This window comes from Paenibacillus sp. FW104-T2 (genome assembly GCF_058789975.1).
In genome coordinates this window covers 1-15,754 of the sequence record NZ_JBYTCE010000042.1, presented here as the reverse complement: position 1 = coordinate 15,754, position 15,754 = coordinate 1, and the positions used below count along the sequence as shown (strand labels likewise).

At 45.5% G+C, this 15,754-nt stretch carries 18 protein-coding genes; 1 reads left to right on the top strand and 17 read right to left on the bottom strand.

All coding sequences use genetic code 11. The annotated features are described in order from the left end of the window. Positions 1–440: 440 nt before the first annotated feature. The 16 genes from AC3WQ3_RS28350 to AC3WQ3_RS28275 form a co-directional block, all read right to left on the bottom strand. Positions 441–1,658, bottom strand: coding sequence for a TraB/GumN family protein (locus AC3WQ3_RS28350; protein ID WP_154896626.1), 1,218 nt, complete (start codon positions 1,656–1,658; stop codon positions 441–443). Between the two features lie 135 nt (positions 1,659–1,793). Beyond that, positions 1,794–1,976, bottom strand: a complete 183-nt coding sequence (locus AC3WQ3_RS28345; RefSeq protein WP_154896625.1) for a hypothetical protein — start codon at positions 1,974–1,976, stop codon at positions 1,794–1,796. Positions 1,977–2,083: 107 nt separating this feature from the next. Further along, on the bottom strand, positions 2,084–3,382 hold the full coding sequence (locus AC3WQ3_RS28340) for an ABC transporter permease (protein ID WP_492474337.1): 1,299 nt from the start codon (positions 3,380–3,382) through the stop codon (positions 2,084–2,086). Further along, positions 3,375–4,277, bottom strand: coding sequence for an ABC transporter ATP-binding protein (locus AC3WQ3_RS28335; RefSeq protein WP_127539257.1), 903 nt, complete (start codon positions 4,275–4,277; stop codon positions 3,375–3,377). The genes AC3WQ3_RS28340 and AC3WQ3_RS28335 overlap by 8 nt, the downstream gene beginning before the upstream one ends. A 20-nt stretch (positions 4,278–4,297) precedes the next feature. After that, positions 4,298–5,191, bottom strand: a complete 894-nt coding sequence (locus AC3WQ3_RS28330) for an ATP-binding cassette domain-containing protein (protein ID WP_336783683.1) — start codon at positions 5,189–5,191, stop codon at positions 4,298–4,300. A gap of 6 nt (positions 5,192–5,197) precedes the next feature. After that, complete coding sequence (locus tag AC3WQ3_RS28325; protein WP_336783882.1) at positions 5,198–5,596, bottom strand: GntR family transcriptional regulator; 399 nt, start codon at positions 5,594–5,596, stop codon at positions 5,198–5,200. Positions 5,597–5,683: 87 nt separating this feature from the next. Then, positions 5,684–6,397: a hypothetical protein gene (locus tag AC3WQ3_RS28320; protein ID WP_154896622.1), complete on the bottom strand. Its 714-nt coding sequence runs from the start codon at positions 6,395–6,397 to the stop codon at positions 5,684–5,686. A 338-nt stretch (positions 6,398–6,735) separates the two neighbouring features. Next, positions 6,736–7,107, bottom strand: a complete 372-nt coding sequence (locus tag AC3WQ3_RS28315) for a hypothetical protein (RefSeq protein WP_127539234.1) — start codon at positions 7,105–7,107, stop codon at positions 6,736–6,738. 113 nt (positions 7,108–7,220) lie between these two features. Then, on the bottom strand, positions 7,221–7,685 hold the full coding sequence (locus AC3WQ3_RS28310; RefSeq protein ID WP_154896621.1) for a DUF420 domain-containing protein: 465 nt from the start codon (positions 7,683–7,685) through the stop codon (positions 7,221–7,223). 36 nt (positions 7,686–7,721) lie between these two features. Continuing rightward, the gene (ctaG, locus tag AC3WQ3_RS28305) at positions 7,722–8,642 is read right to left on the bottom strand and encodes a cytochrome c oxidase assembly factor CtaG (RefSeq protein ID WP_492474336.1); all 921 of its coding nucleotides are present in this window, start codon (positions 8,640–8,642) and stop codon (positions 7,722–7,724) included. A gap of 107 nt (positions 8,643–8,749) precedes the next feature. Further along, the gene (locus tag AC3WQ3_RS28300; protein ID WP_095291893.1) at positions 8,750–9,070 is read right to left on the bottom strand and encodes a cytochrome C oxidase subunit IV family protein; all 321 of its coding nucleotides are present in this window, start codon (positions 9,068–9,070) and stop codon (positions 8,750–8,752) included. A 3-nt stretch (positions 9,071–9,073) separates the two neighbouring features. Then, positions 9,074–9,700 carry a cytochrome (ubi)quinol oxidase subunit III gene (locus AC3WQ3_RS28295; protein WP_095291892.1) on the bottom strand — a complete coding sequence of 209 codons (627 nt, stop codon included), beginning with the start codon at positions 9,698–9,700 and terminating at the stop codon, positions 9,074–9,076. Next, positions 9,697–11,547 carry a cytochrome c oxidase subunit I gene (gene ctaD, locus AC3WQ3_RS28290; protein WP_419720066.1) on the bottom strand — a complete coding sequence of 617 codons (1,851 nt, stop codon included), beginning with the start codon at positions 11,545–11,547 and terminating at the stop codon, positions 9,697–9,699. The genes AC3WQ3_RS28295 and ctaD overlap by 4 nt, the downstream gene beginning before the upstream one ends. A 71-nt stretch (positions 11,548–11,618) precedes the next feature. Further along, positions 11,619–12,671 carry a cytochrome c oxidase subunit II gene (gene coxB / locus AC3WQ3_RS28285; RefSeq protein WP_095361485.1) on the bottom strand — a complete coding sequence of 351 codons (1,053 nt, stop codon included), beginning with the start codon at positions 12,669–12,671 and terminating at the stop codon, positions 11,619–11,621. A 583-nt stretch (positions 12,672–13,254) separates the two neighbouring features. Beyond that, positions 13,255–14,016 (bottom strand): type I methionyl aminopeptidase, encoded by a 762-nt coding sequence (gene map / locus AC3WQ3_RS28280; protein ID WP_095291888.1) that lies wholly within the window; start codon positions 14,014–14,016, stop codon positions 13,255–13,257. Between the two features lie 192 nt (positions 14,017–14,208). Further along, positions 14,209–14,397, bottom strand: coding sequence for a hypothetical protein (locus tag AC3WQ3_RS28275; RefSeq protein WP_017690840.1), 189 nt, complete (start codon positions 14,395–14,397; stop codon positions 14,209–14,211). Between the two features lie 398 nt (positions 14,398–14,795). On the opposite strand from AC3WQ3_RS28275, the gene AC3WQ3_RS28270 reads away from it, so the two are divergent. Further along, a complete protein-coding gene (locus AC3WQ3_RS28270) occupies positions 14,796–15,077 on the top strand; it encodes a transposase (protein WP_095291887.1) in 282 nt (93 codons plus the stop codon). Positions 15,078–15,566: 489 nt separating this feature from the next. On the opposite strand, the gene AC3WQ3_RS28265 is transcribed toward AC3WQ3_RS28270, so the two are convergent. After that, positions 15,567–15,754 (bottom strand): hypothetical protein (locus AC3WQ3_RS28265; RefSeq protein ID WP_492474335.1); only part of this gene is annotated, 188 nt, incomplete at its 5' end.

Here is a 15,754-nt window from a genome sequence, read left to right as displayed (position 1 = left end):
CATGTACCAAAAACCTTCACGTTCATCCTGCAAGCAGGATGATTACTCACTCGTTGTTCAGTTTTCAAAGATCAAACGTTGTTTGCGTCCGAGTGTTGTTCTCTTCAGCAACTCTTATATATTATCATGTTCCAACCAATTTAGCAAGCACTTTTTTTAAGTTTCTTTCGAACCTTTTCAGTTTGCTTACCGCACCGTGTTTCTCGTGTTTTCTTGGCCGGAAAATTAATATATCATATATCACAATATCTTGTAAAGTGTTTTATAAAAATAATTTGTACATTGAATATCATGATGTTTTTCATACTTCCACATTTTCTAACAACTTGGACACGAGTACACATCAGCCCTCCTTATATCATATCTTTCTTCTATATAAAGAAAACAACCCTCCGCTTCTACTCAGAAGTGAGAGGGTTGTATCTAGTGATGATATAATATTATTTACGTTCTACAGTATAACCCTTATCTTCGAGCAGCTTCACGATGCCGTGCTCACCCAGGTAGTGGGCAGCACCTACAACGATAAAGTACTCCTCTTTCTTATCACTCTTCAGGTATCCATCAATCTTGTCAGCCATGCCAATGTTACGGTCGATCAGCATTGCTTTGTTGTACTCCTCGTTATCAGAGAAGTTATTGGTCAGATCAAGCAGCTGCTCATCATTACCCGTTTTCCACATCTCAGCCATTTGGTTCACACTATCATCAAGAACATCGAAGTTGTCTAATGTTGCTTTCAACGTTTCCTCTTGCAGCTCTTTGGAGAAGTCGTTAAACATGCCCAGTTGGGACTCGTACGATTCTAGCTCGATAATAGGCAGTTTACTCTCAATGGCTTTTTGAATGAAATACAAATCCACGCCCGCCGAGGCTTCATATCCAGCCGTCGCCGACTTCAGGCTAGCAAGCGTACTCTCTGCAACCCAAGGCTTGAATGCATCCAGGGCATTAGGCTCCAATCCGTTTTTCTTCAGGATATCCCCCAGCTTGGTATAAGTCTCGCTTGAAACATGATCCTTGAGCGTTGTTCCATCCTGGTAAGATCCCAGATCCAGAATCAACTTCTGTTGTGCCTCATCAGCCGCTTTGCTGATGTCGATCTCCACGCCCAGGTAATCCGCTTCAGCAAAAGCTTCTTCAAATTCCTCGCGCAATGGGTAGAAACTATCATCAGCAATATGCATGGAGCCTACCAGATATACCGTGTTACCGTTGCTCTCCACTTCCCACATGAAGCCGCGGCCACCCGTTTGTGCAGCTGTTTCCGCTCCCTTGGACTTAAGCAAAACGGTACGCGTCTTCGCATCCCAGTTTACTTCATAGCCTGCAGCGTCCCCAACAATACGAATCGGTGCATAGGTTACACCATTAATGCGTGTAAGTTTGCTTTTGAGTGTAATCGTTTTGCCATCTACTACAGCCGTAATTGTATCATCTGTCGCAGTCGTCAGCTTCACGTCCATTGCTTCAAGCGTGGAGCGAAGCGGAACCAATGTTGTTCCCTTGTTATTCATTGGTGCCCCTACAGTGTACTCTACTGCCTGGTCATTGACTTTAACGGAAGTTTCTTGAGGTGCTGCCATGGCCGGTGCCGCTGAAGCGAGCAAACCAACCGAGATGGTAAGTGACAGGAGCATGCGTTTCCAGTTTTTCATATTATGTATTCTCCTTTAGATATATAGTAGGGTAAATCTATTCGTTCAAAGAATAAACATACATCATTATTACGAGATTAGGATAAGAGGGGTTCCACCTTTTTCCTGAGATGGCCCCCTTCTCCCTTTTAACAGTTACTTCTTACTTCCAGCCATCCACAGCCCAGCAACAGCCATAACAGCTCCAGCACCCATTAGAACACCCTGCACAGCATCCTTTATTGAAGATCCTTCTGCACTTACTAGCGATCCTAGCAAAAGTACGGCTGCACCAGCACTTAACATCATGAATGATTTTGAATCTATGCTTTTAATCACACTCAACACCTCCAGTAAATTATTGTTACGTTGGGCCTACTTGAGATCATTTCTTTTTATAGAAAGAAAAGAAAGAAAGAAAGAAAAAGAAGAAGTAATTAAATTAATTAAATTTTGTAAGCTTTCATTGCCTTAAAAAGTTCCTTGAAGGTTGGACGCTTACCATACATCAACACACCCGTGCGATAGATTTTGGCAGCCAGCCAGCCGAAGATAAAGATCGATACGACCAGAATGGCCAAAGACACTAGTATCTCCCATGTTGGAGCAACCCCTGCCCCGATTCGCACCAAGATAGCCGTAGGCGAGGTAAACGGTATGAAACTGGCAACTCTTAATAGCAGAATGTTCGGTGTTGCGATACTGAAGATGGCAATATAGAAGGAAACGAGTGAAAGCATCGTAATCGGCAGCACCGCTTGACCCAGTTCTTCTGTACGGCTAACCATCGAACCAATTGCAGCAAACATCACTGCATATAGGAAGTAACCCAGGATATAGAAGATTAGTCCGTATACAATAACGGCGATGTTTACATCACTCAGGTTCAAGCTGAAATCACTCAGGACATCACGGTTGTGAGGAAGAAGCACATTTCCTGCAACCACCGCACCGAAGATACCAATCTGAAGCATACCTACCATAAATATCCCGATGATTTTACCAAACATCTGACTCAGTGGAGAAACGCTGGTAATCAAAATCTCCATAATGCGGGAACTCTTCTCCGCCGTGATTTCGGATGCGATCATATTACCTGTCATCATAGTAGATGTGAACAGAAGGATGATCAGCAGGTATACCACAATGTAGTTGATCGGGCTCATGCCATTCTCTGACCCTGCATCAGCTCCTGCTTCTTCTGCACTCAAGCTTTGCTCACTAACCTTAACAGGAGTATTAATCAATTCCTTTTGCTCAGCCGTGAGTACGTCCTTCACGACGACATCCAGCTTCACACTCTGTAGCGCCGCTTCTATAGAAGCAATAATTTGAGGGGACACCTCTTCTGTTGAATACAGGATCGGCTGCGGGAACTCCTGTCCTTGGGCCGCTTCAAACTTCAGATACCCATCAGTAAGTCCGGATTCTGCATCTGCTTTCAGCGCAGCTTCATCTTTAGTATCATCAGCAATGAATCGGTACGCCTGATCTCCTTGTGCGGACGAGAACTTCTCCAGCTTCTCCGATACTTCCGACTGTCCCGCACTTAGAAGCCCAATATTTACAGGATGGTCTCCTGCAGCTCCACCACCGATAGATCCACCGTTAAACAAGGTAATGAAATAAGGTACATTAAGTCCGATTGAAATTAAAAGTGCGAGCACAATGGTCGTAACTACAAATGATTTCGTTTTGACTTTGTTTTTGAACGTAAATCCGATGATCGTTCCCATTTTATTCATTCGACTCACCCACCTCACGAATAAAGATTTGGTTAAGCGTTGGTTCTTTGATCTCAAAATGCTCTACAGTCGTCTGATTCATTGCGTGCTTCAATATCTCCTGGGCGGCCTCAACCTGTGCAATATGAATAAGATATCCACGCTCGTTCCGCTCCACCTTATTCACACCAGCCAATTGATCCAAACGTTCCACATTGCCAGTGGTATTCAGGGAAACCTGTTCACGCGGATAGCGGCTCTTGATCTCCTTGATCTCTCCCTGAACTACGGTGTTGGAGCGATGTAGAATTGTTATCTGACGACAAAGTTCTTCAACATGCTCCATGCGATGTGTCGAGAACAGGATAGCCGTTCCTTCATCACGCAACTCCTTAACAGTGGATTTGAGCAATTCTACGTTTACTGGATCTAAACCGCTAAACGCCTCATCAAGTATAAGAATCTGAGGACGGTGCACCACCGCAGCGATAAAGCCCATCTTTTGCTGGTTACCCTTTGATAACTCCTCAATTTTTTTGTCGTAATACTCAGGGACCTCGAATCGATCAAGCCAGTATCTTAGGCTTTTGTCTGCATCCTTGCCATTCATTCCGCGAAGGCGGGCCAAATAATTGATCTGGTCACTGACCTTCACCTTGGGATACAGTCCGCGTTCTTCCGGAAGATAACCCATGATCTGCTGCAATTCGGTACTATAAGGCTTGCCGTTATATCGAATCTCTCCACCATCGGGATGAATCAGACCAAGTACCATGCGCATCGTTGTTGTTTTACCCGCACCATTGGCACCCAGCAATCCATAGATTTCTCCTTCTTCCACATTAAGCGTAACCCCGTTAACAGCCGTCTTATCTGCATATTGCTTCACAACCTGCTTCAGTTCCAATCTGTTCATCATCTATCATCCTCCTTCGTTTATCTCCACAGTGTCGGAGCATACCCTGCTATCCAATATTGCAGCACTTCGTCCAACTCCAGGTTTCGGATTTTCATGATGCGGTTACCCGCAAGCTCCAGCCTTTCCTGTGCTTCAACTACCCGGGTCGTGATCACCCGCATGGCTCCAGCCTCCTGCTTCGACTCAACAGCCCCCGGTATACTCTCAGGTCTTAAATCGCCTTCGTACCAGATTTCTCTCCATTGATCGAGCACGACATCTTTTTCCGCCATGCCAAGTGATTGGCCCCGGTGCATCAGTACGATGTAATCCGCCAGACGCTTCACTTCATCTGCTATATGTGTTGCTATTAAAATGGTGGTATCCCCATCCGCCATGAAATTGCGGAACTGCTCAACCATGACCTTCCAGGCAAATGGATCAAGCCCAGAAGAAGGCTCATCCAGCAGGAGCAATCTCGGCCGTGCAGCAAGCGCAGCGGCTATTTCGAATTTGCGACGTTCTCCTTTGGACAACTTCTTCAGTTTTACATCATAGGGAACATCCATATCATCCATTAGCTGGTTGAACAGCTTAGCATCCCAACGGGTATACCAATGTGCACGGAATTTGGCAGCTTCAACTGCGGTTATATTGTCTTCTTCCGAACCTCCACCGTCTGCAACAAAACCAATAAGCTCTCTCAGCTCTGTAGGAAGTTCACCTTCGTGGTGCTGTCCGAACCACATGATCTGACCGGAATCTGGTAGTACTACCCGCTGAAGCATATTCAGAAGCGTGCTTTTTCCCGAACCGTTATGTCCCAATATGGCGACCACGTATCCCTCGGGAATGACGAGATCAATAGGGCCAATGATTCTACGCTTGCGCATTTTGGATACACCGTTTAGCTGAACCGCAATTGGTTCCATGTTTGGTCACCCCTTACTCGGATAGTAGATCAACTGCAAAATCTCTTGAAACAATCCTGCCATTTCCTCTTCACTGCATCCAACGGATTTACCAGACTGCACAGCTGCCTGCAATGCCTCTCTTGCTGCTGTCAATTTGTAGTTCTCCCGATCTCCTGCATCAACCTTGGCTACAAACGTCCCCGTACCCTGCTTTGTTCGAAGTAAGCCTTCATTCTCCAGATCCTGGTAAACCCGGCGAACAGTAATCACGCTGCAATTCAACGAACCTGCAAATTCGCGAATGGATGGCAAATGCGTTCCCTCCCCCAATTGACCCGTTATAATTAAAGATCTTAGTTGGTTTTCAATTTGGTGATATAAAGGTTCAGCACTATTTTCATTAATTTGAATCGGTATATTCAAGTCCTGCACCTCACCCTCCCGTACACTTCAGTTCACTTGCACGATAGTGCCGGTCATCCTCGATGTCGTTCTATATTTGACTTACCTTTAACTTAAATCCCGCTTCGATAACTTCCTTAGTGTTAAGCGACTAAGCAACCACAACACCGCAAATCCCAATATTAGCGAGCCCCACATAAATGGTGATAATAACCCCCAGGTTTTGCTGATTTCTACGGCATATTGCAATCCGTTTCCACCCATGATTCGAATGAAGAGCGCAATGAGGACAATTACGGGTATAAACAGCATGCTGATTAACAAGTACTTTTTGCCTGTGTGTAGAAATTCCCCAAAGATGTAGAACCCTGTAATCAGTAACCCGTAACCTGTACACGTTAGGGCAAAGGCTAGATACTGATCCCATCGAAACTCTTCCAGATGCATCACCGAGACATACAACGCACCATAGTAGAATATTCCATTATAGATGAAGGCCAGCAAAGCCTGCTGAATGCGTCCCCACATGACTGTCTCTGCCGAGATGGGAAGTCTGCGATAGTAGGTCAGCATCTGTGTATACGAATCTTCCTGTATGTAGCGGAAAGAACGTCTGGAGAAGATGAATCCCTGAAATGGAATCATAAGCAAGAAGTAGGAATCGGAAATCGTGTTAAGCGCACTTTCCTCCCTCTGTCCATATAACATGACACCCCCCATAGCTCCAACATAGATCATAAACAGTGCAGACCATACCCACTGATACCGATCCTTGCTCCATTCGCTGCGGGTTAGCCACCAAGCCTGCTTCCAATCATTCATAACATTGCCTGCCTTTCCATCTCACACATTTACTATGCAAGCTGTGTTCACTGTGTTTACTGTATATATCAATATACACAGTATACAGACCTTCAATTCGTACCGTCAACCCTTTTTTTCCTGAATCAGGAATATAACAGGAATTTATTCCCTTGGACACTGAGATGATGGAGTATGAAAGGCAGGCTTAGGGCAGTTACCACGATGTTTGTTTAACAACTGCTTCGAACTAAAGGTGTGCAGGCAAAAAAAGAGAGCTGACTCCGATATTGTGCGGACACAAATCGGAATCAGCTCTTTTATTTTTCCGGCACCTGTATGCAGAAGAGGTCTACCTTTTAAACCAGATCGTAGCCGCTTGGCAAACTACGACTGCTGCGGATGGCACGAATTTGAGCCAGTGTGAGACGTTGATTGGTGGAGATCAGAGATTCCACGTCATTTCCCCGGATCAGATCATCCAGATCTCTCAGATTCGTATTACCTCGAAAGACTCGGAATCCGCCTTGGAAATTTGGTCTCGTAAACACTACCAGCGTTGCATTCGAACTTGTTGAGAAAAAGCGCAGGCTCTCTACCCCACCCAGAATGTTGTCCAGGTTGCGGAGACCCGTGTTGCCACGGTAAATCCGGCTTCTCCCTCTGTAATTCTCCTCTGAATACACCGTGAGACGTGGATACGTTTGACTGACTTGGACTGTTTTTTTCATTTGTTGTTTCCCCCTCTCGATCTCATTCTATGAACGGATGTGAGAGAAGGTATGGACGAATCAACCGATAGATTCATCCATTTTTCATATTTTCATAGGAAACGATCTTTAATCTACACCCCAAGAATGACTTCCCACACAGGACGTGTATGCCCGCCAGGATAAAGGAGGTATAATAAAACATACACAATGACGCCAGTCAGTGCACTGCTGAACCAGATCATGGATGTAAATCGTCCCCAGCGACGATGTGTAGCAAATTTCTTCTTGAATCCCAGCACCAGGGTAGAGATACCGAAGACCGCAGCTGCTGTGGCGAGAATAATATGAAAGATCAGAAAGATTCGATAGAAGATCTCCATCTCCGGATCACCGCCCCAAGCAGTATTTCCTACAAATATCGTTCGGGACATGTAGATGATAAAGAATACCAGAGCCGCGACAGCTCCCGCTATCATCATGGACTGATGAGCCTCCTTTTTGCCGCGAACGATTAACACCCAACCGATCCCAACTAGTACAGCGCTAATCACAATGAAAGAAGTACTGATCGTAGGTAGCAAAAAATGCATATCCATCGTGTGTTCCCCCTCTTGTCTGAACATAACTAAGGCTTATTTTGCAGGATTAAGCGGTCCACCTGAACGTTCTACAGGATACGGATCATCATCATCTTCGCGTTTTTCCTTGCGGTACCATTGAAAGAAAACATATGCCAGCATGGATACGAAGATACCCTCCTGAATAAACTTCATCACAATACCACCCACCTGCTGATCCTCTTTGGCAGAAGACAGGAAGTTAAAGAAACCTGGACCTCCGAATGTACGCAATAATGCCGAGGAGTCCCCTGACACACAATATCTCATTGCTTCCGCCCATACAGTCGGATTGCTATACGTTGCATATAATGGCTCGGACGCAAAAATAATCAGGCCGCAGGCTGGTGTTAACAGCACCATATTAAGAAAGATAAATCCAATCTTCGACAGCCCTGACGCCTGTCTTGCCTCCGGCAGCGGATTAAGAAGTGTCCACCACATGAGCATAGAGGTTATAAAGAGAACCAAGTAATACAGGCGGTGAACCGTAAAATTCAGCATGACATAGTCATGGACAACGGGCAGATGATACAGCGAAAATAAACCATTAAAGAGTAATGCCGCGACAATCGGATGAGCTAAAAAGGATAACTGCCGCGCTGGCAGCCACTGAATGATCTTTCGCCACACCCAGAGAGGCAGCCCTTTCATCAATAAAGGTGGAGCAACCAGATAAGACAGAGCCATGCTTACCATGTGAAAGCTGAACATGACGTGCCCCAGCAAATTAAATGGCCCAGCCTGAGCAAGATAGAACACAGCCAGACCCGTAATAAACATGATTTTCTGTGCAGGGGTAGCAGATTCTGCATCAGTAACCCTTTCACTTAACGGACCTACGATAAACAGATACACAGCTGCAATGAGCAAAAATAACGCAAGAATGAAGGGACTCCATAAATCGTTGAAACTGAAGTATTGCAACCCGAGCATACGGGAAACCTCCCGGTGACCTGATTTGGTTGTAGCCTTAAACCATCTTTTTCATTCCATCGCCTAAAAGGGGAAAAGACGGCGGCACTGCGCCGCCGCCATCTCATTTACCACCAAACCCAATAGAGTGCCATAATGATGCACGTGAATGCTACGAAAAATCCGAAAGCCATAAACAGGATGGGCATCAGATGGCCTTTATCCTTCATGTGCATCCAGTATCCCAGCTGGACAAAAACCTGAAGAATGGCCATAACCACCAATAGAATGATGGTAAAGGATGTATTGACGCCCCCTGCCTTAACGGCTGCAAACGCAATGAGTGTCAGGATGATGGAGAATATAAACACAACGACATGCTTCTGCGGTCCTTCTGTCCGGTGACGATGTTTCACAGGTTGTTGATCACTCTTATCCTGTACCGACATGTGTTAACCCACCTTTCCGAGCAGGTAGACGACCGTAAAGATAAACACCCAGACCACGTCAATAAAGTGCCAATACATTGCTGAGACGTATACTTTTGGTGCAGTTACGACCGTTAATCCTTTTCTGAACAGCTGCCCGATAATAAGTCCGATCCACAGAATACCGAATGCAACGTGGGCTCCATGGAATCCAACCAGCGTGTAGAAAGCGGAGCTGAATGCACTGGTTGTCATCCCGAACTCTTTGTGCACCACATATTCATAGAACTCATAAATTTCAATACCAAGGAATCCAAGGCCCAGCACTACCGTGATTCCGAGCCAAAGTGCCAAAGCACTTCGGTTGCCCCGATGCATGGCCTGGATCGCAAATACACTTGTCAGACTGCTGACGAGGAGTATGAAGGTCGCTGCTGCCACAAGCGGCAGATGGAACAGTTCGTTCGCCGATGGCCCTTCATTCGTCTGGCCACGAAGAGCCAGGAAGGTTGCGAAGAGTGTACCGAACAATACCGTCTCGCCGCCAAGGAACAACCAGAAGCCAATGAGCTTGTTGCGTCCCTCCAGCGTTGCTTTCTCCGGTTCATGCGGCAGTTGGCCGCTTACCGGTTCGGCATGTGAAGTTGTCATGTTCTAACCCCCTTCTCATCCTGATCCTCGGGCTCGATATGCCAGCCATGGTCATCATAAAGTGAACGCATTGCCATCGCTCCGAATGTAATCAGAAGGCCGATAATAACCACAATATAATTATTGAAAAGTCCGTTCATAAAGGCATTGCCAAAATCGTCTTTGCTGAACATCAGGCCCAGTCCGGCAATGAAAATACCGACAGACATGATAAACGGCAGCGGTGTTGCAGATGGCATATGAATCGAACCTACCGGTTCAGCAGGAGTCATCTCCGTGTGTCCTGCCATCTTTTCCTTCCAATATGCATCGATTCCGCGAACAAGCGGAGTCTGTTTGAAGTTATATTCCGGCGGCGGAGACGGGATGGACCATTCCAACGTACGGCCATCTTCCCACGGATCATTTGGTGCATTCACCGGTTTTCTCGTTGTAATGACGATGTTCACGAGGAACATAATCACCCCGACACCCATCAGGAATGCTCCAACGGAGCTGACCAGGTTAAGCAGGTCAAAGTCCTGATTCGGCAAGTATGTAACGATCCGGCGCTGCATCCCCATGAGACCGAGGAAATGCTGCACGAAGAACGTTAATTGGAAACCGATCATGAATGTCCAGAATGTCCATTTACCAAGTGTTTCGCTCAAAACGCGACCGAACATCTTCGGCCACCAGTAATGCAGGCCCGAGAACAATCCAAGAACCAAGCCACCAACGATTACGTAGTGGAAGTGGGCTACGACAAAGTACGTATCATGGAACTGGAAATCAGCTGGTGCAGATGCGAGCATGACACCGGTGACACCACCCATGACGAAGGTTGGAACGAATCCGACAGCAAACAGGTTCGCAGCCGTAAAGCGGATCTGTCCACCCCACATCGTAAAGAGCCAGTTAAAGATCTTGATCCCTGTCGGTACGGCAATCAGCATGGTTGATATCGAAAAGAGTGCGTTGGCCACATTGCCGAGACCCGTTGTGAACATGTGGTGTGCCCATACCATGAATCCCAGGAAGGCAATCAGGATGGTTGCAAACACCATGGAACTGTAACCAAACAATCTCTTGCGTGCAAAGGTCGGAATAACTTCCGAGATAATTCCAAACGCCGGCAAGATGAGTATGTACACTTCCGGGTGTCCGAAGATCCAGAAAATGTGCTGCCAGAGTACCGGGTTACCACCATTTGCGACATCGAAAAAGTTGGCTCCCAGAATACGGTCAAACGTCAACAGTACTAATCCCACCGTGATGGCAGGGAATGCAAAAAGGATAATGGCTGAAGTAATAAATGTTGTCCATGTAAACATCGGCATCCGCATATAGGACATGCCGGGTGCACGCATCGTAATGATCGTGGCAAGAAAGTTAATACCGCCGATGAGTGTTCCTAGACCAGCTATCTGTAGACCAATCGTATAGAAGTCCACACCATGGGTTCCGCTGTACTCACTACTGGAGAGCGGCGTGTATGACGTCCAGCCTGCATCAGGCGCCCCGCCCATGATCCAGCTCAGGTTCAGCAGCAGTCCGCCAAACAGGAACGTCCAGAATCCTAGTGCATTAATAAATGGAAAGGCGACGTCCCGGGCACCAATCTGCAAAGGAACAACAGCATTCATGATGGCAAATATGATTGGCATGACACCAAGGAAGATCATCGTTGTTCCATGCATCGTAATCAATTCGTTGAAGACCTGAGCCGATACAAAATCATTCATCGGTTTCATCAGCTGAATCCGAATTAATATGGCTTCAATCCCGCCGATTCCGAAAAACAATCCACCTGCAATTAAATAAAGAATAGCAATCTTTTTGTGATCGACGGTGGTGATCCAATCCATCAAGCCCCTGTACCGCTTGACGCTATGAGCATGAGCCAAGGTAGTGTACCCCCTTCTTCGTCCTTGCTGTTCTATTCATAGTCCAATTTGTAGTTGGCTAGATATTCGGCAATTCCGTCGATTTCTTCATCCGTAAGGCCAAGATCTTTTGGATTCGGCATCGTATTGCCTGGCTTCACGGATTGTGGATCATGGAGCCATTGTTTCATGTTATCCAGCACCGGATTACCTTCTTCCTGTCCCTCACGCTGGTTCAGCAAAATACCTGCGACAGCTTCCTTGCCGCCGATTCCTGTGAGATTCGGGGCAACAGGTCCGCCCTGATCGCCAACGGCGTGGCAAGAGAGGCAGTTCGTTTTGAACTTTTCAGCAAGCTGTGTATCTTCCGGCAGCACTGCCGGTGCCTTCATCTCATTGACCCATCTGTCAAAGGATTCCTGGCTGACTGCTTTTACCTTGAATTCCATAAAGGCATGCGACCTTCCGCATAGCTCCGCACATTTCCCGCGGTAAACGCCTTCATTAGGTGCCGAGAAACTAAATCTGTTTACTGTTCCATCCGGGTTTGTGTCCATTTTGCCCGCAAGTGACGGCACCCAGAAGGAGTGAAGCACGTCCGCGGTTTTCAATTCGAATGCGATTTTTTTGCCGGTCGGAATGATGAGATCTTGAGAGGTGGTAACATCATATTGAGGATAAGTGAATTCCCACCAATACTGATGTGAGGTAACTTTGACCTGAATTGCATTTTTGTCCTTGGACAAATCTTCACCTTGGGCAAAGATCGTCTGAACTGTCGGTACAGCCAGTACAATAACCAGCAATAGCGGAATGGCTGTCCAAATCACTTCCAGCTTGAAATTGCCTTCAACTTGTTCGGGAACCTCATTCTGCCCGGCACGTCTGCGAAACCGGATCAGCACATACGCAGCAATGGCAAATACAATGATGAGCACTACGATCATAATCGCAATGGACAGCTTCATCAGATCATATTGGCCTTGTGCCACAGGACCCTGAGGTTTCATTACCGACAAGTCTTCCCGCCCGCATGCGGATAGCAGCAAAGAGAACACCGCCAGCAAGGGGAGAATTCGCTTTGCAACCTGCCACTGTTTCATCATTGATCTACCCCACTTTTTTAACATTTTCGTAGATTACGTTTATCGTTCGAAGTTTAGTCTGATAAGGTCACTTCAGCCCGATCCGCATAATCCTGTCCGTCATACAGAACGCTTCCAAAAATAACGCTTCCAGAACCCCCTTCATTTCCTTCAAAGGGCATGTCTGCGCATTCTTCCAATTCATTCTATATGGTTCAATCACTTATTAAATATAAGTTGAGGGTATGATTTTGTCAATCTTTGGACACATGTTCACAAATTGTTCACTTATGTATAAAAACCGCACCACAACTTAGTTTGCAAACGATTTCAGTTATAAATGTAAACCTCTTAATTTGAAAATATTTGCCATATTTCGGCGATTTATCGTGAATTCTCAGTGACTTTTCTCACGTGAAAAACATGCAGTATTATGCAAAAGAATACGAGCTTTTCTCAGCTTCCATTTTTCCCAGCTTCTACAGGGCCAAATCCTACACTCTGTTCTATTCACATCGATGAACTGGCTTTGGCGTCTGACCCTGTATGTTGGCTTCACTCCTAAACGATCATTTGAACAAACCTTACCAGCCTATCAAAGGACTTACGTTCCATCGGTTAGTATAAGCGGTCCATCTCGGGTTATCGCAATTGTATGTTCATACTGGACTCCCCATGTTCCGTCGACCGTCCGGACAGTCCATCCATCTTCATCCCAGAAGACGGCTCCTGAACTGCCTCTCGTAAATATGGGCTCAATTGTAATAACCATGCCTTCCGTAAGCATCATGCCGGTCCTGCGTTTACCATAAGGCAGTACGTTGGGTGGTTCATGAATATACTGCCCAATCCCATGACCAATGAGCGGCTTAACAATGCCATAGCGGTACAATCTTGCAGTTCGTTCAATCGCGTTGCCGATATCCCCTAGCGTATTTCCCGGTACAGCCTGTGCTATAGCCCGGTGGAGGGCCCTTTCTGTGCGTTTCATCAGCTTGCGAATGGATCTGCGTTGTTCGCCAATTCCGTAAGTCCATGCCGAGTCAGCAAGCCAGCCATCCTTGTTTACCACCATATCAATGGTCACAACATCCCCTGCAGCCAATTCCCGTTCATCCGGGAAGCCGTGACAGACCACTTCATTCACTGAAGCACAAGTCGCATACGGATAGCCCTTATATCCCTTTTGCTCCGGAGTAGCCCCTCGTTCGGCCAGAAATGCCTCTACCCGTCTGTCGATCTCACCTGTGGTTATGCCAGGGGTAAGCCATTGTTCAATATGCTCGTGGCAGCTTCGCAGAATCCGGCCTGCTTCCCGCATGTAGCCAATCTCTTCTCTCGTTTTCAAAATAGGGTCCACATGCATTCATCCTTCCTGCCTATGTGTACTTCCATGTATATGCAGAAGAAATGCCACACAGCCCAAAAGTGACGCAATGCTTCATGTCCTTTCATTTCACAAGTAAATCTCAGGACAGCAAAAAAAACCGTCTGCCGGAGCATATCGCCCGGGAGACGGTTCTATTCATATCGGAACAGTATAATTCAATGATGTGTTTCAGGACACGGAAGAATCCATCTTGACAAGCTCGTGCTCGACCACAGAAGTCAATTCTTCCTCATATCCACCCGTAATCCGGTATTTTCTCACGTACTCCTTCACGAATTTTTTTGGATCCTTAGGACGGAAAATCCGAGTCATTTCCCTCAAACTTTCTTTGACCTCATTGTGACCTTTCGTTGCCATTGTAATTCCCTCCCAAAACGTTGAAAGTGAATGCTCCGTTTAGAGAACGCCGAATAAGTCTTAAATGCCATCCATGAAGTTGTGTGCGCGGCTTAAAGCAAGCTTTAGGTCGGGAACCTCGCTGAAAGCAAGTACCTGACACTATAAATACCCGATATGATTCAGATTGAATCATAATCTTATTGTAGCATATTCGGGAGTATGTTACGACTTGACGATTTTGCTTATTATTTATAACGGTTTTTACGCCCAAAAAGTTTAATCCCGAATCATATTTTATGAATATGTCCCTTCTGTACGGAATTAATTCTATCCAGCATAACACGGAACTATTCGGGGGATATTATCACGGACAACTCATACAGTTAAATTACTGGTATCAAAGGAGGCGCTGTTTCATGGACCGCAAAGAACAGGATATGCTGCCCCTTTCGCATGAAAAGGTGGAAGTCGACGGAGTTTACATCAATGAAGCGGGTCGCGAGGAACATCTGCACCGTGGTCAACATTTCCCGGCTGATCCGGTTCTGGGCAAATCGGAATGGAAGCTGACTGAGTTCATGTTTGAGAATCATCACGAAGGCCGCACGGACGAACGTCTGGTACCCAAAGAGAACGATACCGATAAAATTGGCAAAGTTACTTCTCCACGCAGAAACTTTCAACGAAAAGATCTTTAACAAAAATAAAAGGTAAAATCTTACCCTTCAGATGGTAATCGAAATAGTTCATCTATAAGATGAACTTAACATTATCCATCAAGAAGGGTTTTTTCGCTATAAGGAGGATGCCAATTAATCAATGGTCATATTTACGGAGAAGAATTCTTTTTGAAGGAGAATACTGGAATAAGCTCATAAAGTACAAGGAGAATTTTTCTTGTTGCACTTCTAGCAATTTGATAAGCTCAAGCAAAAAGCACTGAAAATGACCACCTTTTCAAGAGTGTTCAATAATCCGTTGGACTGTAGGAACATAGCTGGCTATCGTCGCAACCTTATCGGGAAATATACATTAGAATTATGATTAACTCTTCATCACGAGATCTGTTCAGTTAACCACAATATAATTAATGGGTTCTCCTTAAACAAGGAAACACCCTGGCACTAAGAAGAACATATCTTTTTCACAAACACAAGGATCGCGGCGCTTTTAGTCAAACATTTAACCTAGGACAAGTATTTTATAAATAATTCTGAAGCATACTTTTCTTTTTTATATAGTTCATTTAATAAAATTTTAATCTTATCAATATAATCTTTTTTTATATCTTTAATTTTCTTTTTTTCAACATACATAAAAATTAAATTTCTAAATAGTTTCCAATTATTAAAAATTTCATTATACAATATAGTTA